We start from the raw sequence: 22,331 nt of genomic DNA on the forward strand, positions 1-22,331 counted from the left end.
AGTATCGGCAGTGACTATTCGGATCGGCGTCAATGGTTTCGGGCGTATCGGGCGTAACTTCTTCCGGGCCCTGGATGCGCAAAAGGCAGCGGGGAAGAACGCCGATCTGGAGATCGTCGCGGTCAACGACTTGACCTCCACGGATGCGTTGGCGCATCTGTTGAAGTTCGATTCGATCCTGGGCCGGTTGCCCTATGAGGTGCGCGCGGACGGGGACACCCTGATCGTCGGGGACACCAAGATCAAGGCGCTGGCGATCAAGGACGGTCCGGCGGCGCTGCCGTGGGGCGATCTGGGTGTGGACATCGTGGTGGAATCGACCGGCATTTTCACCGACGCGGCCAAGGCCCGCGGGCATCTGGAGGCCGGCGCCAAGAAGGTCATCATCTCCGCACCGGCGACCGGTGAGGACATCACCATCGTGATGGGCGTCAACGACGACAAGTACGACGGTAGTCAGAACATCATCTCCAATGCCTCGTGCACCACGAACTGCCTGGGCCCGATCGCCAAGGTGTTGAACGACGAGTTCGGCATCGTGCGCGGCCTGATGACCACGATCCACGCCTACACCCAGGATCAGAACCTGCAGGACGGGCCGCACAAGGATCTGCGCCGGGCCCGGGCGGCGGCGATCAACATCGTGCCGACCTCCACCGGCGCGGCCAAGGCCATCGGCCTGGTGCTGCCCGAACTCAAGGGCAAGTTGGACGGGTATGCATTGCGGGTGCCGGTGCCGACGGGGTCGGTGACCGATCTGACCGCCGAGCTGGGCAAGTCGGCGTCGGCGGCGGAGATCAACGCCGCGATGCAGGCCGCGGCCGAGGGACCGCTCAAGGGGATTTTGAAGTACTACGACGCGCCGATCGTGTCGTCCGATATCGTCACCGACCCGCACAGTTCGCTGTTCGATGCGGGACTGACCAAGGTCATCGACAACCAAGCCAAGGTCGTGTCCTGGTATGACAACGAATGGGGCTACTCCAACCGCATCGGAGATCTCGCCGCACTGGTCGCGAAGTCGCTGTAGCCGCACGCACGCCGGCGATGCGATTCGCGCCTACTGCGCGGATCGCTCGTCGGCCAGGAGCAGCTGGTCGATGGTGCTGATGCTCTCGGCCGACAGACCGGTGCGTCGCAAGGAACCGACCAACTGTGCCGCAACGTCTTTGAGCTTTTGTTTGGTCGCCTGCGAACGCCACTTGAGAATCTCGAAGGCCCGGGCGTCATCGACGTCATAAGCGATCATCAAGATGCCCTTGGCCTGCTCGATGGTCGCGCGAGATTCGACGACGTGGCCCATGGCCGCCGTCAGGTCCGACTGCAGGCTTGCAGTGACGTCGATGTAGTAGCCCTGGGTTCCGATCACCTTCCCCGCCGAGTCGGTCAGATGATCGCTCACCACCACCATCCAATGCGTCTGCCCGTGCACGTCGACGATCCGATGCCGGCTGCTGAACAGCCCGCCCGACTGCACCCGCTGGAGGATGTCGGCGACCTTGGCACGGTCGTCGGGATGCTTGTGACTCAACAGCAGTTCGGTGGTGGGTTGCACCTGTCCCGGCCGGTAGCCATGCATACGGGCCACCTCGTCGGACCACACCCAGCGCTGCTCGGCGACGAAGAACTGGAACCTGCCGATGTCGTGCGCGTGACCGCCGGACAGGACCGTGACCGCGTCCCATTGGGCGGCGGTGGTCTCCATTGCGGGCTCGTCAATCGGTGTCTCAGACACAGCGGTGCGCACTTGTCGACGCAATCACGCGATGGCCGGGCCGATACCTCGACAAGTGCAACCCCTCAGTTCCGGTGAAGAGATAGCTGACGGTAGCCGCGCTCACCGCCGGTGTTAAGGCCATCAAGCGAAGCGTTTGCGAACGTGACCTTGCGTTTGTTGGATAGTCCTACGATTGACATCGCAGGCAGCGTTCATAACCTGCTGCTCGGCCGCCGGTACGTGCAGCGGATGGGAGTCATGTGGACACGGGAATATTCGAAAGCGAAGATCTCGGTGCCACCGAGGAGTTCCTGGGCCGCAGGTACGCGAAGATGCGCCTGCAAACCGATGACGACGACCAGACGTTGCTGCGCCACGAACGGCAACGAGCCGGCACGGTCAGCATCGACGAACTCCACTTCACCTACAGCGTCGGCTATGCCGTCAACCCCCTGGAGCGCGTCTGCATCTGCCGCATGCATTCGGGCGTGCTCGAACAGGACATCATCGGCGAACCGTCCGACGCCTTCACCGCCGGCGACGTGACGCTCCTGGCGCCACCGGAGCTCCCCTACACAGGCCGGCTGTCGCACGCGCACTACGACCTCACGATGTTCGATCCCGCATTACTGAACCGCGTTGCGAACACCGGCCCTGGTCGGCGGTCACAACCCGTGCGGCTCCTCGGACACCGGCCCGTCTCGGCCGCGGCGGGGCGCCAACTCGGAGCGCTGATCGGTTACCTGCGGGATCACGTGCTGCCGTCACCGGAGGCACGTACGTCGGAACTGGTGGCCGCCACCGCCGCCCAGCATCTGGCCGCCAGTGTGCTTGCCGCACTGCCCAATACGGCGACAACCGAACCGACCCCCGTCGATCGCCGGGATTCGAACGAACCACTGCTGCGCCGCGCGATCGCGTTCATCGACGAGAACGCCCACCGCGATATCGCCCTCAGTGACATCGCCGAAGCCATCTACGTGACACCGCGAGCGGTCCAGTACATGTTCCGCCGGCATCTGGACACCACGCCCATGCAGTACCTGCGTACGGCCCGGCTGCACCGGGCCCACAGCGAGCTGCTGGCCGGCGATGTCGCGACCACCACGGTGAGCGCCGTCGCCCTCCGCTGGGGTTTCGCCCACACCGGGCGATTCGCGGTGACCTACCGGCAGACCTTCGGCTGCAGTCCCCACCAGACGCTGCGCAGCTGACGTTCTCGCGTCAGTCCGCCGGTGAGCCGCTCCAGCGAAACGGCGCCTGCAGCGCAATCACCTTCTCCGCCTTGTCATACCAACCCTGCGGCCCGTGCTGGCTGGTGTGCAGGTAGCACTGCACCCGGACTTCCGCGCTGCCCGGGGTGAACGTCAACAACCGGCTCAGCGGCAGCGTCGTGATCGGCATGTGGTGCCGGCTCAGCGAGGCGACGTTGAGAAACCATGTGCCCCAGCGTTGTTCGATGTGGCTCTTGCCGCCGAAATTGTCGTCGGGATGGGTGTGGGTGTGCCCCGCGATCCACAGCTGAACCCGGCCCGGATGCGCGGCCAGAAACTGTTCGAAAGCGCCCGAGTCCGGCCGACTGTCCACCCAGTACAGGTATGACGCCCCTTGCGGTGTGCCTGCCTCGAACGGCCGGTGATAGTGCTCCACCAACCGCCCGTCGGCATCGCGGCGCACACCTTCCCACTCTCCCGAGGCGACCGTGGTGTCCTTGAGGACGTAGTGGTGCACCGTCACGATGATCGCGTCGGGGTTGGCCAGCACCATGGCTTTCCACCATCGGAACGTCTCGCCGCTGACGACTCCCCCGGGGTTACCGCCCAACGGGCCGCGACCGACAGACTGCGTGGGTTCGTTGCGGTCGCTCAGCATGAGAAACAACAGGTTCCCCACCCGGAACGAGTAGTGCTGCCACACGCCGTCGACCGGAAAGGGCCGGCGCGCACTGTCGACGCCGGAAAACGCCGTGTGCCGCCCGAGCGGGTCGACCCATTTCTGCCACCACCAGGCCTCGGGTTCGTCCAGACCGCTGCGGTCATGGTTGCCGCACACGCTGTAGATGTCCTCGCGCCGATGGCGTCGCAGGCTGTCGAACTGCCGCCGCAGCTCTCGCCCCTCGGCATCGTCGGGAAGGTGGTGGTGGGCGCCTGACATGTCGCCGACATCGAGCGCGATGTCCCAGTCGAAAGCCGGGCCGCCGTCGGACCCACCGAATTCAGACTGCGATATCGCCTCGGCCAGGCTGTCTCTGCCGAACCGGCGATCGGTGCCGACGTGGGCGTCGCCGAACGCCCAGAGGCGAAAAGGGTTCAGGCCACCGGTCATTCGCGGTCACCGTCGACCAGTCCCCAGTACCGGCGGATCTGGCTGTCCGCCAGGCCGAACACCGAGTCGACGACGATGCCGATCACCAGCACGACGATCATGACGGCGATGGCCAGCGGCATGTCCCGAGGACCGCCAGAAAGGCCCCGGACTCGATGGTGAGGTCGAGGCCGTCGACGACGGGACGGCCCGCTCCCGGGTACCGCACTGTCAGCGAATCGACCGCGATGTCGCCGGCGGTCACGATTGTTCCTTCGCCCAGCGCACGGTGTGACGCGTGGCCTGGTGGAACAGCTGGTCGGCAAGGGTGCCGACGATGCCCAGCGCAGCAAGACAGACGAACAACCGGTCGGGTTGGCTGAACAGGCGCGCCTGGTCGAGGCGGAAGCCGAGCCCTTCGGTGACACCGGATTGCTCGGATGCCACGATCAGGATGAGGGATGTCGCGATCCCCTGGCGCAGGCCGGTGAGTACCGATGGCAGGGCGCCCGGCAGGACGACGTTGGTGAACGTCAACAACTTTGACGCGCCCAGTGATGCGGCCACCCGCAGGTGGTCGTCGCGCGTCGCGGCAATACCGGCGTGCGTGTTGACCCAGACGGGGAAGAAGACGCCGAGGCTGGTGAGGAACAGCTTGGATTCTTCACCGATGCCGAACCACAGGATCGCCAACGGCACCAGCGCAATGGCCGGGATGGGTCGAACGATCTGGATGGTGGGTTCCAACAGGCCGCGGGCAATGCGTGAGCGGCCGGTGAGGGTGCCCACCACGATGGCGATCAGCGATCCGACGACGAACCCTTGGAGCGCCCGTCGGAAGCTCGCGGCAGAATCAGCGAACAGCGTTCCGTCGCCGTACATCTCACGTGCGGCGTGCACAACCTGCGCGGGCGCGGGCAGGAGCCGGGCCGAGAAGAGTTCGAAGCGCACCGCGGCGTCCCAGCCGACGATGACAACGACGAGACTCAGGATTGGCAGGGCGGACAACAGCGCCACCCGGGTGAGCTCACCGCTACCGCGTCGGCGCCGCGGCGCTCCGGCCGTACTGCTCGGTCGAACTGTTGTGGGCACGCCGCTCGAGCTGAGCGCGCCAGAACCGCGTGCGGGTGCCGATACCATCCATCTTCCCTTGCAGACCTGCGTGACGGCCCGCAACGTAACACCGGTACAGACGGGGACCCGTGCGTCGACGGCATCATCGCGGCGTGAGCGCCACGGTTACGTCATCGCCTGAATCGGCTCGGACCTGCGCTGATTCGGCAACGGTCGCGCCGTCGTGGCGCGTTTCGATCCTTCTGATCCGATGGTCTGAGTTCCGGGCTCCTGCCCGGCACCGGGAACGGTCTAGTCGGTGAATTCGATGCGCACGGACACCGGCGCGGTTCCGTAGGACGCGATCTTCGGCCCGGCCGCACCGGACCGCCGCGCGCGGGCATGCACATCGTCGTCCGGCACGAAGGTCGCGATGCCGGAACGCCAGCGATCTCCTTGCTGGATGCGGACATTCGGATTGGCTTCGATGTTGGCACCCCAGCCCGACAACGTGCCGTGACCACAGATGACCCATGCCCCGGTTTCGTCGAAGATCGGCGAAACCGGGACCCGTCGCAGCTGCCCGGTCTTGCGGCCGAGGGTTTCCAATTCGCTTACCTGCGTTGGGCGGACGGCGCCGAGTCGAGCCAGACCCCGCACCGTCGGATTGAGCAGGTAACGCCCGACCGCGCGGAACACCCGGAACTGTCGTTGTTCGGCGCGGGTATGCGCTGTTCCCACGAAGCTTCCTCCTTGCCGGCCATGGCATTGGCCCGATACGCTGAATATACCGATCGGTCTACTTGCCGGCAAGGGTTTCACAAGCCCGGCATGAACTCGGCAAGCGCCAGGATGCTGAGTACTACCAACGCGAGACCGATCAGCCCGCCCGCGGGAATCATGATGCTGCACACCATGATCCAGACAGCGAGCCGCGGCCATTCGAAAGGCTGGTTGCCGACGACACCACCGAGCCGGGTCCGCAGCAGGTGGTACGACGCCCACACGGCCGTTCCCGCCGCCGCCACCGCGATGATCCGCAGCCCGACCGGCGTCGCCGCCATCGCAATACCGGCCGCAATCACCGCGGCCACGATTCGACCCCACACCACTGCCACGCCGGCACGGTCATGGGTGCACGGCTGACTGCGATCAGGCTCACCGCGGTACCGGGGAAGCCGGCCATCGATACCCGACAACCGCCACAGCCAGCGGGTCCAGACCGTACGCAAACCGAGGTCTTCGGCAGCACGCCGGACGTCGGCGGCCGACTCGGCCAACAGCTGCCGGGATCGGGCGCTGCGCCAGTAGGCGGCCTTGAAAACGCGCCGCGGAATCCCGAACTGACGGGCGAACGACCGTGGCGGTGTGATCATCTCGCCGATCAGCCAGCGCAGATAGATCGGAAATGCCAAGGCGTAGCACAGCCGCCGCAGCCGTCCGACTGTCGCGATCCGTTGTGCCAGATAGTGGTTGGCGAACGAGATGTGCCTGGCTTCCTCGGCGAGGTGGATCGACGTGACCTTGTTCAGCAGCGGCGGCACGGCCGTCGAGCCCCGATGCTGCAGCGTCTGCTGGAAGTGCAGCGGCTGCTCCCCGCACAGCACTCCGATGAAAAGGAAGATGTTGGCGTAGCCGCCGAGGAAGCCGAGAATGGGTCCGAAGAACCGGGACCCGCGGCGCATACCGGGAACGTCGGCGCCCGTGCGGTTGACGAACTCCTGGAACATCTGGATGTGGTGGCATTCATCCGTCAGCTCGTGGAGCAGATACTGGAACACCACCGAGCCGTTGGGCAACGTGCCGGCGTGGTGGATCACGCCGCGGATCAACATCATCTCGAATTGCAGTGTCACCTTGAGGATGTTCGCGGCGAGCCAGCGCCCCATCGCGGCTCGCCGCTCGATGGATTGCTGCGCGTACCAATCGGTGGCGGCGAGTGGAGCGATGTCGGAGTCGAGCTGCCAACGCACGTCGTTCGGATCCAACGCGTTTTCGGGTGCCTCCCAGTCGATGTCGACGAACGGATCGAAACGCCGGCGAGTGCTCGCCCGGCAGAGCGATGCGGCGATGTCATCGTCGAGTCCTGCCGGCGTATCGGTGTTCAGGTGTGATCTGGGCGATTCGGCGGCGGCAGTTGCGGTGAAGCCCACAGTCATGGCGTGACCTCCGTTGGTATCGAAGGGATCGGGATGCCGACGAGCGTGCTGCCAGGCATTTGCGTGCCGGTGTCAGTCGCGTTGCGGCGTCGGCTCTTCGCGTGGGAAGCGTTGTCCCAGTGCGGGATACGCGGGCGACACGGCGGTGAAACATGGCAGAAACAGCGGGATTTCTATACTCGGCGATGCTCACGGACAATCAGGTGCCGTTGCACGGCCTGGGCCCACGCACGCGCCTGGGCGGCTTGGATCGCGGTGCGCTGGGCGCTGCCGATGTTGCGGCACAGTCCGTTTCGGCCATGGCACCGTGCGGCGCCGCGGCGGCGATACCCCTGCTCGTTGCCGCGCAGGGCGGTCCGGTGGTGCTGAGCATGGCGATCGCGTTTGCGCTCGCACTCGTCGTGTCGTGGCTGGTCCGGGGATTCGCGCGGCGAGTACCTGCCGCCGGCTCGCTCTATACGTGCGCAGCAGTCGGGGTGGGGCCCCTGTCCGGCTTCGTCACGGCCGGTGCGCTGCTGCTCGGCTACCTCGGTATCGGGATGTTCGCGGTCACCGAGACGTCGGCATTCTGGCTCCGGTTGGTGTCCGCGGTCGGGATGACGGCGCACGGCTGGATGGTCGCCGTTGCGGCCCTGGGGTTCGCGGCACTCAGCGGGGTGGTGCTGGTTCGCGGCATCCGGATCTCGGCCCGGGTCTCGTTGGTGACCGAGACCGTGGCGGTCCTGCTCGTGGTTGCGGTCGCGGTGTGGCTGCTCTGCCACGGTGACGAACGCCGACTGCATGACGCCGTGCTCGCGCACACCCCCGACCTCGGCCGCCTTGCCTCCGGTGTCGCGGTCGCGATGACCGCGTTCGTCGGTTTCGAGAGCGCGACCGTGCTGGCGGTCGAGACGCGGAACCCGCTGCGCACGGTGCCGGCGGCAGTCCGCGGTTCGCTGCTGGTCGGTGGTGCGGTCGTGTTGCTCGCGACCCTGGCCCAAGCCGAAACACTCAGCGGCACAACGCCCAACTCGTGGTTCCAGGCACTGAACGCCGATCCGGGTGGTCGCGCGTTGGTTCCCGCCATGTACCTGGCGGCGGCATTGTCGTTCTTCGCCTGCGCGTTGGCCTCCACGACGGCGGCGGCCCGGGTTCTCTTGTCGCTGGCGCGCGAAGGCGTCTTGCCGGCAGCACTGGGACATACCGATCTGCGCAGCAAGGCGCCGACGGTGGGAATCTGGCTGTGCACCGCGACCGTCTTCGGTGTGCCTTTCGCCGTCAGTGCATTCGGCGCCGATGCGGAAGCCGTGTGCGGCTCACTCGTGGCCGGTGCCGTATGTGGTTTCCTGCTGGCGTATGCCGCGCTGGCCGGTGCGATGCCCGCGATGCTGCGGCGCCTCGGCGAGCCGAGCCGAGTGGCCTGGGTCGTCGGGCCGGCTTGCGCACTGGTACTGACCGCGGTCCTGGCGGGGTTCTGGGGCCTGACCGTGACCGGCCCGCTCTGGGCCGGAGCGGTGACGTCCGCAGTCTGGATGGGGGCGTGGACCGCCATCGGTCTGCGCGTGCGTGCGAGGCGCCCGGACGCGTTCGCGTCGATGGGCGCACACGCCGGGACCGTCCGGTCGTCGGTGTGGCGAGGTTATCTGCGGGGCACATCATGACCCGAGCACTGCGCCCCGACGCCGGGTCGCGTTCGGCGCTCGCCGCGCTGTCCATCATCGAGGAGGTGGCGGCTGCGGGGCCCGGGATCACGGCACTGGAGATCACTCACCGGCTGCGGATGTCACGGTCCTCGGCATACCGATTGCTCGCTGTCCTGGTGGACAGCGAATACCTGGTGCGCACCCCGGATTTGGGCGGGTTCGCCCTCGGCCGGCGGATCGACCGATTGGTCGGCATCCCCTCCACTCCGGCGGACCGGTTACGCGAAGCAGTCGACGCCGTGCGAGCCGAAGCACGATTCGGCATTCATCTGGTCCTGCACCGGTCCACGGGGCGGCCGGCGTTGGAGCTGTTCGACATCGACCCGGATTTTCCACTGTCGGATCCGGCCCGGGTCATCGCTGAACCGGAATGCTCGGCCATCGGACGGATCGTCGCCGCAGACGCCCGCGGTGAACGCCCCGCATTTTCGACCCAGCGCGGGATTCTGGTGCCCGGACATGGCTGCCTGGCTCTCCCGATCCGCAGCGCCGACGACAGTCTCGTCGCCGTCTTGGCAGCCTCGGCGCCCTCGCACCGCGTCGCGGACACCGATACGTTGCTGGCGTTTCTCACGCCCCACGCGCGGGCGGTGGCGCAAGCGTGCACGACGTCGGGTTGACGCCCGCGTTGCGGCACTACGGTTTCGGCGTTGACGCGATCGGCAGGAGGTTTTGCCGCGCGAATTGTTCGACCTGTTCATAGGTCTCCAATGGCGCCAGCACCGCAGGCGTGAGCAGGATCGAATGGGTGATGCGGACGAGGATTTCGGCTCGTGCGAGCAGTTCGGGTTCCGGGACTGCCGCCACGTCAGGGCCACGGAGCACTTCGGCGGTCGCCGCGACGGCCCCGGCCAGCAGCGGTGAGGCTTCGAGGGTCAGTCGAGGCAGCACGGTGTCGGGCTCGATGTCCAGAAGCCGGTTCCAGACCGCGTTCGTGCGCACCGTCTCGATCGTCGTGGCAAAACTGTGGACCACGCGATCCGCGAAATTGTCCGCACGCGCCGCCGCGGCGCGCACCGCTTCGAACAGCTTCTGGGATTCGCGGATGAGCACCGCCGAGACGATCTCGTTCTTCCCGCCGACCCGTCGGTAGATCGTGACACGGCCGAGCCCCGCGCGTTGAGCGATTTCATCGACGGTCGCCCGCCGGATCCCGATCTTGGCGAAGACGTCCAACGCGGCATCGAGGATCTCTTCGACACCCTCATCACGGGCCGTGTCGAGCGCGAAAAGATCGGTGTGCACGCACCTGACCATAGTCGACGCTGCAACATTGAAACAATTGTATGTAGTATGTTTCACTGTAGCACGAAGGACTCAGAGCCGAGGAAGGCGTGTGATGGCGAGCAGAAAACCGGGACGAGTGGTGCGCGAGTACAACGACGAGGCACTGGCGATCAACGCCCGCCGCGTCCACTTCGATTGGTCCGGCGTCCCGTTGGAGTACATCCCGGGCGAGGCCTATGCCACTCATTTCTGGAACGTGATGCACCTGGTTCTGCCTGAAGGCGAGCGGGCCATGGCCGACGTCTTCAGTCAGGCCCTGCCATACATCGACGACGAGCGCCTCAAAGAGGAAGTCATCGGATTCGTCGGACAGGAAGCGACGCACGCGGCGTCGCACGAGGGCTTCCGCAACTACCTGCGCGCACACGGTGTCGACGTCGGTGTGGTCCTGCGTCGCATCGAGTTCGCGGTAGAGAAGATTTTCGGTGACCACGGGATCACCGGCCCCGCGCGCAAGGCGTGGCTGAGCGAGCGCCTCGGGGTCTACGCGGCGGCAGAGCATTTCACCGCCGTCATCGGCGAATGGCTGTTGGACAACGAGGCCTTCGATCGCGCCGGCATCGACCCGACGATGCTCGACTTGCTGCGATGGCACGGCGCTGAAGAACTCGAACATCGCAATGTCGCGTTCGATGCCTACCAGTACGTCGACGGTGGCTATGCCCGCCGTGCGCGCACGGCCCTCATCGCATGTTCGGGCCTTGCGCTGCTCTGGTTTTCGACGGCATCGCATCTGTACCGCAACGACGCGACGGTGCAGCGTCGCCGTCCGTGGCCCCTCGAGTACATCCGCGCCGCCCATCATGGATTGGTGCCGGGGGTGTCCTTCCTGTTCTCGCAGATGTACTACTACCTACGACCGGGTTTTCACCCGTCGACGATGGGCGACATCAGCAAGGCAGTGCAGTACCTGGCGGTATCGCCCGCGGCGCAGGCGGCACACGCATGAACGAGCTACTCGATCAGCCGACATCTGTCGATGAACCGACGCCAGCGCTCAGGGCCATGGCGCAGTTGGCCCGCGGCTATTCGCGGTTGTTCACCGAGAGCCGGATCGCGGACCGCTTGTCACCGGGCCGTCCGGTACGCCGGGCCGGATACGACGCGCGGCTCGAAGTTGTTGCGGCGGAACGCGTAGCCGACGACGTCGTCAGCCTGACCTTGAGCCGGGCCGACCGTTCACCGCTCCCGCGCTGGACGCCGGGCGCGCACATCGACGTGTTCACCCCGGCCGGCCGGCAACGGCACTACTCGCTGGTCGGTGACCAATTCGACCCCCTCCACTATCGAATCGCCGTGCGGCGGATCCCCGACGGCTCGGGTTCGGCCGAGCTGCACCGCGTCCGGGTCGGCGACACGCTGCGCATCCGGGGTCCCCGCAACGCGTTCAGCCTGGCCCCCGCTGACGAGTACGTGTTCATCGCCGGCGGGATCGGCATCACGCCGATCCTGCCGATGGTGCGTGCGGCGGCATCCGGCCCGGTCCCCTGGCGCCTGGTGTACACCGGGCGTTCGCGCGCATCGATGCCCTTCATCGACGAGCTCACCGAGCTCGGGCACGACCGGGTGCTCATCCGGCCCGACGACCATTACGGCACACCGGATCTGGCCGAATTGTGTACGGCCGCTTCATCCCGCGCGGCGTTCTATGTGTGTGGCCCTCCCGCCATGATCGAACGGGCTCGCGATGTCGCCGCCGCGACCGCGCCGGGCCGTACCGCAGAATTCCACAGCGAACGTTTCACCGCCGCACCGATCGTCGACGGCAGAGCGTTCACCGTGCAGCTCACCGAATCTGGGCTCACTGTCGACGTGGCCGCCGACGAGTCGGTCCTCGCTGCGATCCGCCGGGTCAAACCGGACGTGCAGTATTCGTGCCAGCAGGGTTTCTGTGGCGCTTGCCGCGTGCGACTGGTGGATGGCGTTGTCGAGCACCGAGATCGGGTGCTAACGCCCGACCAGCACGGCGACTCGATGATGATCTGCGTTTCCCGCGCCCAGGGTGACTCGATCTCCGTCGCGCTCTAACCAGCCACCGGCACTCAGCAAGGACACACCCATGACCAAACCCACTCCCACACATGTCCATACCGCGATCATCGGTGCCGGCTTCGGCGGGATCGGCGCGGCGATGCGACTCAAGGATTCCGGCGACGACGACTTTCTCGTATTCGAACGAGCCAGCGACATCGGCGGAACATGGCAGGCGAACACCTATCCGGGAGCGCAGTGCGACATCCCGTCGGTGCTGTACTCGTACTCGTTTGCCCCGAACCCGGATTGGACGCGCCTGTATCCGCTCCAGCGAGAACTGAAGGCCTACATCGAAAGATGTGTCGATGACAGCGGCATCCGGTCGCACATTCGGCTGGGGCACGACGTCACCGACGCCTCATGGGACGACCTGGCCCAGGTGTGGCAGATCATCGCAGGTGGCCAACATTTCACCGCCACCGTCGTGGTCCTCGCCACCGGACCATTCAGTGAGCCCTCGATTCCGAATCTTCCGGGCCTCGAAGACTTCTCGGGTCCGGCCTTTCACTCGGCGGGCTGGCGTCATGACGTCGACCTGCGCGGAAAGGCGGTCGGTGTCATCGGCACCGGCGCTTCGGCCGTGCAGTTCATCCCCCGGATTCAGCCTGACGCCGCCGAACTGGTTGTGTTTCAACGAACTCCGACGTGGATCTTGCCCCATCCGGACCGCCCGGTCGGGCCCGCGGTGCGTTCGGTGTTCCGCACGGCCCCGCTCGTCCAGCGCGCAGCCCGTTCGGCGGTCAGCCTCGTCCAGGAAGCGATGGTGCCCGGCCTGGTCCATCTCCCGGCGCTGCTCCAGCCGATGGCGGCCGTCGGCACGTGGCATCTCCGCAGGCAGGTCCGCGACGAGAACCTGCGGGAAAAGCTGACACCGAGGTATGCGTTCGGATGCAAACGACCGACGTTCTCCAACACCTATTACCCCGCGCTGGCCGCGGACAACACCGTCGTGGAAACCGCCGCGATCCGGCGGGTCACCAGAGACGGGATCGAAACCGCCGACGGGCACCACCATCGCCTCGACGCCATTGTTTTCGGAACCGGGTTCAAACTGGCCCATAACGACGGATTCACCCGCATCCACGGCCGAGATGGCCGCAGCCTCGCGGAGGTGTGGGCCGGCGGAGAGATGAAGGCGCACTTGGGCACCGTCATTCCGGGCTTTCCGAATCTGTTCATGATCCTCGGCCCGAACTCGGTGGTGTACACGTCGCAGATCGTGACGATCGAGGCACAGCTCGACTTCGTACTCGACGCCATCGCGCAGATGCAGCGCCGTCAGATCCGCAGTATCGAGGTCTCGAACGAAACCCTCGACAATTTTGTCGCGCACGTCGACCGGCGTCTTGCGCACTCGGTGTGGAACTCCGGTGGTTGTCACAGCTACTACTTGAGTCCGTCTGGCCGCAACTTCACCTTCTGGCCTGGCTTCGTCTTCACATTCCGACGCCAGATGCGCCGAATTCGCCTCGCGGAGTTCGATATCCGTTACGCGGCCGTGCCGCCCGAATCCGACCGCGCCGAGTTGGTGGTCGGACGATGACCGCACGTGCAGCGATGCCCCTTTCCGGTGCAGTGGTTTTCATCACCGGCGCGGCACAGGGCATCGGGTTCGAAGCGGCCTCCCGTTTCGTGGCGGCCGGATCCCGAGTGGTCCTCGTCGACGTCGACGAAGAGAAGCTCGGGAAAGCAAAGGAGCAGCTGGGGATGGACACCATCGGCATCGTCGCCGATGTGCGCGATGCCGCCGCGTTGGCCGCCGCGGCCGAGCAGGCAGTGGACACCTGGGGACGCATCGATGTAGTGGTCGCCAACGCGGGCGTCACACCGCCGCCGGCAACCCTGCGCACCATCGAACCCGATGCGTTCCAACGGGTTATCGACATCAATCTGCTCGGCGCGGTGCACACCGTGCGCGCGACCACCGAGCACATCATCTCCAGTAGCGGACACATTCAGCTCATCGGGTCATGCGCTGCGTTCGCACCGGGCATGGGCGGTGCGGCGTACATGATCAGCAAAGCCGGTGTCGAACAGCTCGGGCGAGCGTTGCGGATCGAGCTCGCCACCCACCAGGTGACGGTCGGAATCTCCTACTTCGGAATCGTCGACACGGCGCTGGCCCGCACCACACTCGATGACGATCCGATGGGCCAACGCATCGGCGAACTGTTGCCCTGGCCATTGAACAAGCGCATCGACGCCGGTCACGCTGCCGCGAGCATTGTCGACGCAGTCGGCCGGCGCCGAGCCAGCAGCACCATGCCGCGCGCATGGATCCCCTATGCCTGGCTTCGTGGTGTCATCAACGTGCTCCTCGACCAGCAACTCGCGGCCAACCAGACGGTGGCCGCCATCATCCGGCAACTGGAGCGCTAAGACGCTGCCTCGCAGCGGAAGCCAGATCACCAACCCGCATCAGTCGAAAGAACCGCCCTCCAGAAAAGAGATCACACGATGGTCACCACCTCCGACGTGCACGGCCTGATCGCGACCGCCACGACATTCGCCCGGCGCCGGCTATCCGTGGCGGGGCGAGCCGATATCCCCGTGCCGGAGGTGCCGTCGCGCGAGCAGGCCGGCGGGCCGCCGCACGGGCCACCGCGGCCGGCCGATGCCGACATTGCGACACAGAATGATTCGTCGCAGTCGAAGGAATCGTTGCGCACCAGAATGGCCGAGTTGTTGGACCGCTCACTGGACCAGAGCACGGGCGAGACGCGGCTGGAGCTCTACGACCGTATCGTCGACCAGCTTGTTGCCGACGAGGCGAGGATTCTCCGTGCACTTTCGGACGGCACCACCTCTCCCCTGGTCAACGTCTATGCGCAGTCTCGGCGGTGGTCCTTGCCTCGAGCCGTCGTGACCAACACCTCGCTGATCGGCCGCACCGCGGGCGTGACGCTGCCGACCATGGTGCCGATCTACGTCGCGAACCTGTTGCGGCTCGGTCTGGTTGAAATCGGACCCCACGCAGACGGATCCGAGCCCGGCTACGAGGTGCTCATGGCCGAACCAAGCGTCAGGCGCGCCATCGCCGATGCGCAGGCGGCGCGGCAGTCCACTCGGGTGGAACGGCTCAGTCTGCGCCTGTCCGACCTGGGACGCGAGCTGTGGACGACAACGACGTGCGACAGTTCCCGGTAAGGCACAAATTCTCGAACTACCTGGGCCACAATGCGTTCCGCCATAGGGCTGACACCGCGTCGATAGTGCGATCGAGGTGGGCGGATTGCGCACCGACACCCGCGGGTGCACTGCCGGCGACCGTCGCGGTGGTCAGGACACGCACCAGAGCAGGGAGGTCGGTCGAGATCGGTTGGGCGCCTTGATGTACCTCGGCCGACACAATCTCCACGATGCGGCGAGTAATCGCGTCCTCCACGGCGGCGACGATCTCGGCGATCTCCGGTTCGTAGCCTGACGATGCGCGACACGAGGCCCACACCGGGTCGTCGGCAGCCAGGGCGGCACGGATACCGGCGATGACCCGTGCGACCAATGCCGGAGTGGACTCCCCCGGTGTCCGCAACGCAAACGACTTATCGAGCATCGCGGCAGTGGTGCGTCCGTGCAGCAGTTCCGCCAGGGCGGAGTACTTGGATTCGAAATAGAAATAGAACGCGGTTCGCGTGACACCGGCCTGCCGAGTGATCGCCTGTACTGAAACCTCCGTAATCGGGTTTCGATCCAGCAATTCGCGTAGCGCTGTCAAGATCGCCGTACGGGCGTGATCACCACGGTTGGTGATCGTCGTTCGGTCACGACCGGTGGTGCTCGGACTGTCGGTGGCAGTCGGACGCGCCTGGCAGCACGTGCCGTTCGGTTGACGTCGAGTTGCCAACATCACGGCTCTCCTTTTGTCGGGCAAGGTATTTCACTGAACACAGCGGGCACCGGACGACGTGCGTGAGACCTCTCCATCGCCCACGATTGAAACAATCATACGCAATATGTTCTACTGTTTCAGCCTGAGCCGTTGCGGCCGCACCCCCGGTCCGGACCCCGCACGGCACTGCTGCGAGAAGGGTTGTGATGAGCGAAAGTCTGTGCGCGCACTTCCAGCGGCGCGTTGCCGAACTCGGTGACACCGCGGCGATTTGCCGCGCCGACGGCACAGTGGCATTGACCTGGTCGCAGTACGGCGACCAAGTTCGAAGAGTGGCCGCCGGTCTGGCCGCGCTGGGCGTGCGGCGCGGCGATGTGGTGGCGATGATGCTCACCAATCGTCCCGAGTTCCACGTTGTCGACGCGGCGGTGATGCATCTCGGTGCGATCGGCTTTTCGGTGTACAACACCAGCGCCGCGGCGCAGATCACGTACCTGTTCGACAACGCCCAGCCGGCAGTCGTGGTCAGCGAGGCGCAATATCTGGAGAAGGTGCTCGCTGCCTCGTCAGGAACCGATGTGCGCAACGTCATCTCGGTCGACGAACCGAACCACGGTGTGCTCACCCTCGATGAGGTAGCAGATGGTGGTGCTGAGGATTTCGACTTCGACGCCGTGTGGAAAGCCGTTCAGCGCGACGACATCCTGACCCTCATCTACACCAGCGGGACCACAGGGCACCCCAAAGGCGTAGAGCTGACGCACGGCAACTTGCTGTACCAACTCGAGGTGATCCCCAGTGTGGTGGGCAATCTCAGCCGGGGTCGAGTGCTGTCCTATCTGCCGGATGCACACCTGATCAACCGTTGGATCGGCCAGTACGCGCCGATGTACTTCGGCATCACGGTCACCGATGTCGATGACCCGAAGATGCTGATCGACGTACTGGGCCGCGTGCACCCGACGTTCTTCGTCGCGGTACCGATGCTCTGGTACAAGATTCGGGCTCGCGTCGAGGCACTCATCGCGGAGCAGACCGGACCGGCAGGCGCGCTCGCGCGGTGGGCCCTGGCAGCCGGCAAGAAAAAGGCGGGAGCCACCCTGGTGGGAGGCCGGCTGGGACTGCTCGACGAAGCAGCCGCCGTCGCGGCGGACGTGTTGGTGTTGTCCAAGATTCGCGCGCGCCTCGGAATGGACCAACTGAGCGCGGCCGTGTCGGGCGCTGCCCCCATCGATGTCTCCGTACTCGAGTTCATGCTTGCGATCGGTATTCCCGTGTTGGAGGCATGGGGCATGTCGGAGACCTCCGCGGTAACGACCGTCAATCCCAGAGACCGGCTCAAGCTCGGCACGGTGGGTAAACCAATCCCCGGCACACAAATCAAACTGGCCACCGATGGCGAGATTCTGGTCCGCGGATGTGGGGTGATGCGCGGATACCACCGCGATCCCGGTCGCACCGCGGAAATCCTCGATGTCGACGGCTGGATCCACACAGGCGACATCGGCTCGGTCGACGCCGACGGGTATCTGCGTATCGTCGACCGCAAGAAGGAGTTGATCATCAACTCCGGCGGAAAGAACATGTCCCCCAGCAACATCGAGGGAGCACTGAAAGCAGCCAGCCCGCTGATCGGCGCTGTCGCTGCCATCGGTGACAACCGTCCGCACATCGCCGCGCTGATCACGCTCGACCCCGATGCGGCCGCTGACTTCGCCTCCCGGCATGGATTCGCCGGCGCCACCGTCGACGAGATGGTCGACCACGAGGCGACACAGCAGGCGGTGTCTGATGCGGTGGCGTCGGCGAATACCCGGCTATCCCGGGTGGAGCAGATTCGGAGCTGGAAAGTCCTGCCGCAGTACTGGATTCCCGGCGGGGATGAGCTGACGCCGACGCTCAAGCTGCGCCGCGCACCCATCGCCGAAAAATATGCCGCACAGATCGACGCGCTGTACGCGCGTTGAAGGAGAGGAACAAGACAGTGACCCCCGCATCGACGACCGAACTTGCCGACCTGTCCGGTTTGGCCCGCGACTTCTTCGCCAAGGAAGTCGTTCCGCGTCACGAGGAATTCGCCGCCGCCGGCGAGCCCGACCGCGCGTTGTATCGCCGTGCCGGCGACCTGGGGTTGCTATTGATGTCGATCTCGGAGGAATTCGGCGGCGGTGGCGCGACTTTCGCGCACGAGGCGGTGCTCTTCCGGGAGCAGGCCTACGCCGGTGATCTGTCCATGCAGTTGGGCGTCCACACGGGCATCGTCCCGCACTACCTGAACGCCTACGCCACCTCCGCGCAGAAGCTGCGCTGGCTGCCCAAACTCGCTGCCGGTGAATGGATCGGTGCGATCGCCATGACCGAACCCGGTACCGGATCAGATCTGCAGGCCATTTCGACGCGGGCCGTTCGCGTGGGAGACGAATACGTGATCTCCGGCGCCAAGACGTTCATCTCGAACGGCGCGACGTGCGACCTCATCATCATCGCGGCCAAGACCGATCCGCAGCAGGGTGCGGCCGGGTTGTCGCTGTTCGCCGCCGAAGTTCGCGACGACACTCAGGGATTCCAGCGCGGCCGCAAGCTGAAGAAGATCGGCCAGAAAGGGCAGGACACCACCGAACTGTTCTTCGATGAACTTCGTGTCCCCGCGGAGAACCTGCTCGGCGGCGTCGAAGGTCGCGGCTTCGTCCAGCTGATGCAGCAGTTGCCGCAGGAGCGCCTGATCGTGGGCGTCGCCGCCCTGGGCGCGGTCGAAGCCGCATACGACCACACGCTGGCGTACGTCAAGGAGCGCCACGTGTTCGGGAAACCACTCTTCGCCCTGCAGAACACCCGTTTCGAACTGGCCGAGATCGCCACCGTGATCGACGTCATGCGCACGTTCGTCGACGACGCGATTCAACGTCACGTCCGCGGCGACCTCGACGTCAAACGCGCCGCGCAAGTCAAACTCTGGTGCTCCGAACAACAGACACAAGTCGTCGATCGCTGCCTGCAACTACATGGCGGTTACGGGTACATGGAGGAATACCCCATCTCCCGCCTGTTCGTCGACAGTCGGATCTCGCGGATTTATGCCGGTGCCAACGAAGTCATGAAGGACCTCATCGCGCGCCACCTCTAGCCCGGATGATTCGGCCGTCCTGATCGGGCTTGGTGTGCAACCCTCTACCCGTGCAATTGGGTAGGTTCGGCCAAGCGGGGAGCTATTGATGGGTGGCCAGACACCGGCGACGCCCGCACCTCAACGCGGTGGCGCCGAACACGACATCCAATTCGGGGTGCTGGGTCCGCTGGAGGTGACCATCGCGTCGAGGCCGATTCAGGTCGGGACGCCGAAACAGCGCGCGGTACTTGCCATGTTGGTGGCGAACGCCAACCGCGCCGTCAGTGCCACTGACTTGATCACCGCAATCTGGGAAGACGAACCACCGGCCGCCGCTCGCATCTCCGTGAGTGCGTACGTGTCGAATCTGCGCCGCATCCTCACCGAGGCGGGCGTCGATGCCCATGCCGTGGTGTCCACCGCACCCGATGGCTACCGACTCGAAATCACCCCAGAACAAAGCGATCTGGCCCGGTTTGCCACCGAACAGCAAGCCGGGATCGACGCCGTGGCCGCCGGACGCTTCGAGGCGGCCAGTGCTCACCTCACCGCTGCGCTGCGCCAGTGGCGCGGCCCCGTCCTCGACGACCTGCGCGACTTCGCCTTCACGCAGGCGCTGCGCAACGCGTTAGCCGAGGACAAAATCGTTGCGCAGACCGCACGCGCCCACGCCGAGATCGCTTGTGGCCGAGCCCATACCGTCGTTCGTGAGCTCGAAACCCTGGTCGGCGAACATCCCTACCGCGAACCGCTCTGGGCGCAACTGATCACGGCGTACTACCTCACCGACCGCCAATCCGACGCACTCGATACCTATCACCGGCTCAAGGCAACGTTGTCCGATGACCTCGGCATCGACCCCGCGCCGGCACTGCGCACCCTGTACGAACAAATCCTGCGCCAGGAACCGCTCGACGTACAGCGCAATGCCCAGGCCGCGGCCCAGACGATCATCGCCTTCGAACCCGATGTGACGACCCTGATCGACCCTGTCACCGCGGCCCTGCGCGACGCGCACGATCACCTTCATCGGCTCAAGGGCGCGGCCACCCGCATCGGACGCAACCCCGACAATGACCTTGTCGTGGCCGACGACAAGGTCAGCCGGCACCACGCCGTCATCAACAACGCCGGCTCCACCCACATCATCACCGACCTCGGGTCTGCCAACGGCGTCCATGTCAATGGAGAGCGCATCCGCGCCACCGCTGAACTCCACGATGGCGACACCATTCGAGTCGGTGGGCAGGTGTTCGTCTTCCAGACCTACCCGCCGGCTACGGCGCGGGACGGTGACCGGGACTGATGTCGAGATGCAAGACAGATTGACAAGACACGCCTACGTACTTTGACAAAACCTGGGCGTGTCGCGCGAGCTTGTCAAAGTAGCTTGCAAAAGTCCTGTTCAGAGCCTGCGCGCTCGTGCCGAGAACCTTCGTCATGTCACGTGACTCAGGGTGAGATGGCCCGAGTCTCCTCGCCGGGCACCCCCTGTTTCAATTCTTCGTCTCCCTATTGGGTGGCGCGGAGCAGTGCTGCACGGTCGGTGATTTTTACTCGCGGTCGACTCTGCGCGCTGCCGAGTCGGCGTTCATGTTGATCGATATTGTTCCAGCCGATTGCTTCGACAACCGTCGACACGCGGTCCACGAGCAGTTGATCTAATTCGCTTCCAGTGCAGGTAGGTTCGGGCAGTCGGCCCTCACGTGCATCATCGAGCAATTGGTCGATGGTCTCTGCTGCGCATTGCCTGTTGGTTCCGATGACTCCGGATGGACCGCGTTTGATCCATCCCGTGACGTATGTGCCTGGGCGGAGCTCTCCGTTGGCATCGAGCACTCTGCCTTTTTCGTTGGGAACGGTCCCGCTCGTGTCATCGAATGGCAAGCCGGGAATTGGCGTACCCCGGTAGCCGACAGACCGCAACACGAGTCCGGCGTCGATCTCGTCGTACTCGTTTGTAGGGCGAGCCAGCACGTCGCCCCCGGACGTCGCAGCGAGCGTGTTTCGGACCGTGCGCACCCCGCGAGCGCACTGGTCGCCAAGAATCTCGACCGGGGAGGACAGGAAACGCAGGACGACGCGCCGTGGGTGGGCTGTTTGGTCGGCACAGTCGGTGAGAAGCTCACGCTTGAGTCGTGTGGCGACCGGAAGTTCCGGGCCCGTGTCGGATTCGATTCCCTCGGCCGTGATCGTGACCCCGGTCAGCCCGGTGAGGCCTATCAATTCTGGCACCGTGAAAGCGGCCTGCCCGAGTCCTCGGCGGCCGAGAATCACGACTTCGCGAATGTTACTGTTCCGTAGTGCTTTTAGCGCATAGTCGGCGATGTCGGTGCGAGCAAGATCGTCTGGATCGCTGAGCAGGATGCGTGCGACGTCGAGTGCGACGTTGCCATTGCCGACCACGACCGCACGCGGGCCCGAGAAGTCAAAGCTGATGTTCGCGTGGTCGGGATGGCCGTTGTACCAAGCGACAAACTCGCGGGCCGAGTGACTGCCGGGTAGTTCTTCACCAGGAATACCTAACCGCTGATCAGTATGTGCGCCAACGGCATACACCACGGCATGGTAATGCGTGAGCAGTTCGGCATGGGTTACGTCACGACCAACTTCGACGCCCAACCGGTAGCTGAATCCGGGCCGCATGGCTGTCCCGCGGAAGATATCGGTGATGTTCTTTGTGGACTGGTGGTCGGGCGCCACACCTGCCCGCACCAGTCCCCAGGGCGTCGGGAGACGGTCGAACACCGTCACTTCGGCATTGAGCCCGACTTGGGTCAGCAAGTGTTCGGCGGCGTACAGACCCGCGGGTCCTGCGCCAATTACCGCAACTCGGAGCGGTCCGGATATCGCCGGCGGACAAATCAGAGCCCGTTGTGCGCGACGTGGCGGCGACGAGGCGGTATCAGTGGCCGCGAAAGCAGCGTTGATAGCAGTGAACGGGCCTGCTGCCATGACGAGCTCGTCAGACGTGGTGATCGCGTCCACAGGGCACATGAGCACACACGCTCCGCAGTCGACACATACGTCGGGGTTGATGTAGAGCATCTCAGCGGACGCGAAGCCCGGCTCGTCTGGGCGCGGGTGGATGCAGTCGACCGGACACACCGCGACGCATGACGCGTCGTTGCAGCAGTTCTGCGTAATGACATGGGGCATG

At 65.3% G+C, this 22,331-nt stretch carries 22 protein-coding genes; 12 read left to right on the top strand and 10 right to left on the bottom strand.

The window, feature by feature from the left end:
- Positions 1-10 precede the first annotated feature (10 nt).
- Complete coding sequence (gap, locus tag VXD91_RS27575; protein WP_346416852.1) at positions 11-1,030, top strand: type I glyceraldehyde-3-phosphate dehydrogenase; 1,020 nt, start codon at positions 11-13, stop codon at positions 1,028-1,030.
- Between the two features lie 30 nt (positions 1,031-1,060).
- Here gap and VXD91_RS27580 read toward each other — a convergent pair whose 3' ends face one another.
- Positions 1,061-1,642, bottom strand: coding sequence for a PAS and ANTAR domain-containing protein (locus VXD91_RS27580; RefSeq protein ID WP_346416879.1), 582 nt, complete (start codon positions 1,640-1,642; stop codon positions 1,061-1,063).
- 335 nt (positions 1,643-1,977) lie between these two features.
- On the opposite strand from VXD91_RS27580, the gene VXD91_RS27585 reads away from it, so the two are divergent.
- Positions 1,978-2,931 carry a helix-turn-helix transcriptional regulator gene (locus VXD91_RS27585; protein ID WP_244872826.1) on the top strand — a complete coding sequence of 318 codons (954 nt, stop codon included), beginning with the start codon at positions 1,978-1,980 and terminating at the stop codon, positions 2,929-2,931.
- A gap of 10 nt (positions 2,932-2,941) precedes the next feature.
- Here the strand turns inward: VXD91_RS27585 and VXD91_RS27590 are convergent, their stop codons facing one another.
- The 6 genes from VXD91_RS27590 to VXD91_RS27615 all read right to left on the bottom strand — a co-directional run bounded on the left by VXD91_RS27590 (position 2,942) and on the right by VXD91_RS27615 (position 7,233).
- On the bottom strand, positions 2,942-4,042 hold the full coding sequence (locus VXD91_RS27590; protein ID WP_346416853.1) for a hypothetical protein: 1,101 nt from the start codon (positions 4,040-4,042) through the stop codon (positions 2,942-2,944).
- Positions 4,039-4,164: a hypothetical protein gene (locus VXD91_RS27595; RefSeq protein ID WP_346416854.1), complete on the bottom strand. Its 126-nt coding sequence runs from the start codon at positions 4,162-4,164 to the stop codon at positions 4,039-4,041. The genes VXD91_RS27590 and VXD91_RS27595 overlap by 4 nt, the downstream gene beginning before the upstream one ends.
- The gene (locus tag VXD91_RS27600) at positions 4,140-4,286 is read right to left on the bottom strand and encodes a hypothetical protein (protein WP_346416855.1); all 147 of its coding nucleotides are present in this window, start codon (positions 4,284-4,286) and stop codon (positions 4,140-4,142) included. The genes VXD91_RS27595 and VXD91_RS27600 overlap by 25 nt, the downstream gene beginning before the upstream one ends.
- Positions 4,283-5,029: an ABC transporter permease gene (locus VXD91_RS27605; protein ID WP_346416856.1), complete on the bottom strand. Its 747-nt coding sequence runs from the start codon at positions 5,027-5,029 to the stop codon at positions 4,283-4,285. The genes VXD91_RS27600 and VXD91_RS27605 overlap by 4 nt, the downstream gene beginning before the upstream one ends.
- A gap of 357 nt (positions 5,030-5,386) precedes the next feature.
- Entirely contained in the window at positions 5,387-5,815 is a 429-nt protein-coding gene (locus tag VXD91_RS27610; protein WP_212806496.1) for a nitroreductase family deazaflavin-dependent oxidoreductase, read from the bottom strand.
- 77 nt (positions 5,816-5,892) lie between these two features.
- A complete protein-coding gene (locus VXD91_RS27615) occupies positions 5,893-7,233 on the bottom strand; it encodes a diiron oxygenase (protein ID WP_346416857.1) in 1,341 nt (446 codons plus the stop codon).
- Between the two features lie 152 nt (positions 7,234-7,385).
- On the opposite strand from VXD91_RS27615, the gene VXD91_RS27620 reads away from it, so the two are divergent.
- Together VXD91_RS27620 and VXD91_RS27625 are read left to right on the top strand one after the other, a co-directional pair.
- Positions 7,386-8,873 carry an APC family permease gene (locus tag VXD91_RS27620; protein WP_318984169.1) on the top strand — a complete coding sequence of 496 codons (1,488 nt, stop codon included), beginning with the start codon at positions 7,386-7,388 and terminating at the stop codon, positions 8,871-8,873.
- Positions 8,870-9,535, top strand: a complete 666-nt coding sequence (locus VXD91_RS27625) for a helix-turn-helix domain-containing protein (RefSeq protein WP_212806498.1) — start codon at positions 8,870-8,872, stop codon at positions 9,533-9,535. The genes VXD91_RS27620 and VXD91_RS27625 overlap by 4 nt, the downstream gene beginning before the upstream one ends.
- Positions 9,536-9,551: 16 nt before the next feature.
- On the opposite strand, the gene VXD91_RS27630 is transcribed toward VXD91_RS27625, so the two are convergent.
- Entirely contained in the window at positions 9,552-10,172 is a 621-nt protein-coding gene (locus tag VXD91_RS27630; protein WP_256445382.1) for a TetR/AcrR family transcriptional regulator, read from the bottom strand.
- 82 nt (positions 10,173-10,254) lie between these two features.
- On the opposite strand from VXD91_RS27630, the gene VXD91_RS27635 reads away from it, so the two are divergent.
- From VXD91_RS27635 to VXD91_RS27655, 5 genes are all read left to right on the top strand, one after another.
- Entirely contained in the window at positions 10,255-11,151 is an 897-nt protein-coding gene (locus VXD91_RS27635; protein WP_212806500.1) for a metal-dependent hydrolase, read from the top strand.
- Complete coding sequence (locus VXD91_RS27640; RefSeq protein ID WP_244872820.1) at positions 11,148-12,230, top strand: PDR/VanB family oxidoreductase; 1,083 nt, start codon at positions 11,148-11,150, stop codon at positions 12,228-12,230. Before VXD91_RS27635 ends, VXD91_RS27640 begins: the two co-directional genes overlap by 4 nt.
- A gap of 31 nt (positions 12,231-12,261) precedes the next feature.
- Entirely contained in the window at positions 12,262-13,779 is a 1,518-nt protein-coding gene (locus tag VXD91_RS27645; RefSeq protein ID WP_318984168.1) for an NAD(P)/FAD-dependent oxidoreductase, read from the top strand.
- Entirely contained in the window at positions 13,776-14,615 is an 840-nt protein-coding gene (locus VXD91_RS27650; protein WP_318984167.1) for a short-chain dehydrogenase/reductase, read from the top strand. The genes VXD91_RS27645 and VXD91_RS27650 overlap by 4 nt, the downstream gene beginning before the upstream one ends.
- A gap of 78 nt (positions 14,616-14,693) precedes the next feature.
- A complete protein-coding gene (locus VXD91_RS27655; RefSeq protein ID WP_226519052.1) occupies positions 14,694-15,383 on the top strand; it encodes an Abi-alpha family protein in 690 nt (229 codons plus the stop codon).
- 16 nt (positions 15,384-15,399) lie between these two features.
- Here VXD91_RS27655 and VXD91_RS27660 read toward each other — a convergent pair whose 3' ends face one another.
- The gene (locus VXD91_RS27660) at positions 15,400-16,083 is read right to left on the bottom strand and encodes a TetR/AcrR family transcriptional regulator (protein WP_212806503.1); all 684 of its coding nucleotides are present in this window, start codon (positions 16,081-16,083) and stop codon (positions 15,400-15,402) included.
- Positions 16,084-16,271: 188 nt separating this feature from the next.
- Between VXD91_RS27660 and VXD91_RS27665 the strand changes: the two genes are divergently transcribed.
- The 3 genes from VXD91_RS27665 (at position 16,272) to VXD91_RS27675 (ending at position 20,477) form a co-directional block, all read left to right on the top strand.
- Positions 16,272-18,032 (top strand): long-chain fatty acid--CoA ligase, encoded by a 1,761-nt coding sequence (locus VXD91_RS27665; protein ID WP_212806504.1) that lies wholly within the window; start codon positions 16,272-16,274, stop codon positions 18,030-18,032.
- A gap of 17 nt (positions 18,033-18,049) precedes the next feature.
- Entirely contained in the window at positions 18,050-19,189 is a 1,140-nt protein-coding gene (locus tag VXD91_RS27670) for an acyl-CoA dehydrogenase family protein (RefSeq protein WP_212806505.1), read from the top strand.
- 88 nt (positions 19,190-19,277) lie between these two features.
- Positions 19,278-20,477, top strand: coding sequence for a BTAD domain-containing putative transcriptional regulator (locus tag VXD91_RS27675; protein ID WP_346416859.1), 1,200 nt, complete (start codon positions 19,278-19,280; stop codon positions 20,475-20,477).
- 206 nt (positions 20,478-20,683) lie between these two features.
- Here the strand turns inward: VXD91_RS27675 and VXD91_RS27680 are convergent, their stop codons facing one another.
- The gene (locus VXD91_RS27680; RefSeq protein WP_346416860.1) at positions 20,684-22,330 is read right to left on the bottom strand and encodes an FAD-dependent oxidoreductase; all 1,647 of its coding nucleotides are present in this window, start codon (positions 22,328-22,330) and stop codon (positions 20,684-20,686) included.
- Position 22,331: the final 1 nt, after the last annotated feature.

Origin of the sequence: Mycobacterium sp. SM3041 (assembly GCF_039668335.1) — a bacterium.
Lineage (GTDB): Bacteria > Actinomycetota > Actinomycetes > Mycobacteriales > Mycobacteriaceae > Mycobacterium.

Excerpts from the sequence above, each read along its gene's own strand:
- VXD91_RS27590 (WP_346416853.1), bottom strand. The coding sequence starts at position 4,042 with ATGACCGGTGGCCTGAACCCTTTTCGCCTCTGGGCGTTCGGCGACGCC.
- VXD91_RS27595 (WP_346416854.1), bottom strand. The coding sequence starts at position 4,164 with ATGCCGCTGGCCATCGCCGTCATGATCGTCGTGCTGGTGATCGGCATC.
- VXD91_RS27615 (WP_346416857.1), bottom strand. The coding sequence starts at position 7,233 with ATGACTGTGGGCTTCACCGCAACTGCCGCCGCCGAATCGCCCAGATCA.
- VXD91_RS27620 (WP_318984169.1), top strand. The coding sequence starts at position 7,386 with ATGGCAGAAACAGCGGGATTTCTATACTCGGCGATGCTCACGGACAAT.
- VXD91_RS27625 (WP_212806498.1), top strand. The coding sequence starts at position 8,870 with ATGACCCGAGCACTGCGCCCCGACGCCGGGTCGCGTTCGGCGCTCGCC.
- VXD91_RS27630 (WP_256445382.1), bottom strand. The coding sequence starts at position 10,172 with ATGGTCAGGTGCGTGCACACCGATCTTTTCGCGCTCGACACGGCCCGT.
- VXD91_RS27635 (WP_212806500.1), top strand. The coding sequence starts at position 10,255 with ATGGCGAGCAGAAAACCGGGACGAGTGGTGCGCGAGTACAACGACGAG.
- VXD91_RS27640 (WP_244872820.1), top strand. The coding sequence starts at position 11,148 with ATGAACGAGCTACTCGATCAGCCGACATCTGTCGATGAACCGACGCCA.
- VXD91_RS27645 (WP_318984168.1), top strand. The coding sequence starts at position 12,262 with ATGACCAAACCCACTCCCACACATGTCCATACCGCGATCATCGGTGCC.
- VXD91_RS27650 (WP_318984167.1), top strand. The coding sequence starts at position 13,776 with ATGACCGCACGTGCAGCGATGCCCCTTTCCGGTGCAGTGGTTTTCATC.
- VXD91_RS27655 (WP_226519052.1), top strand. The coding sequence starts at position 14,694 with ATGGTCACCACCTCCGACGTGCACGGCCTGATCGCGACCGCCACGACA.
- VXD91_RS27660 (WP_212806503.1), bottom strand. The coding sequence starts at position 16,083 with ATGTTGGCAACTCGACGTCAACCGAACGGCACGTGCTGCCAGGCGCGT.
- VXD91_RS27665 (WP_212806504.1), top strand. The coding sequence starts at position 16,272 with ATGAGCGAAAGTCTGTGCGCGCACTTCCAGCGGCGCGTTGCCGAACTC.
- VXD91_RS27675 (WP_346416859.1), top strand. The coding sequence starts at position 19,278 with ATGGGTGGCCAGACACCGGCGACGCCCGCACCTCAACGCGGTGGCGCC.
- VXD91_RS27680 (WP_346416860.1), bottom strand. The coding sequence starts at position 22,330 with ATGCCCCATGTCATTACGCAGAACTGCTGCAACGACGCGTCATGCGTC.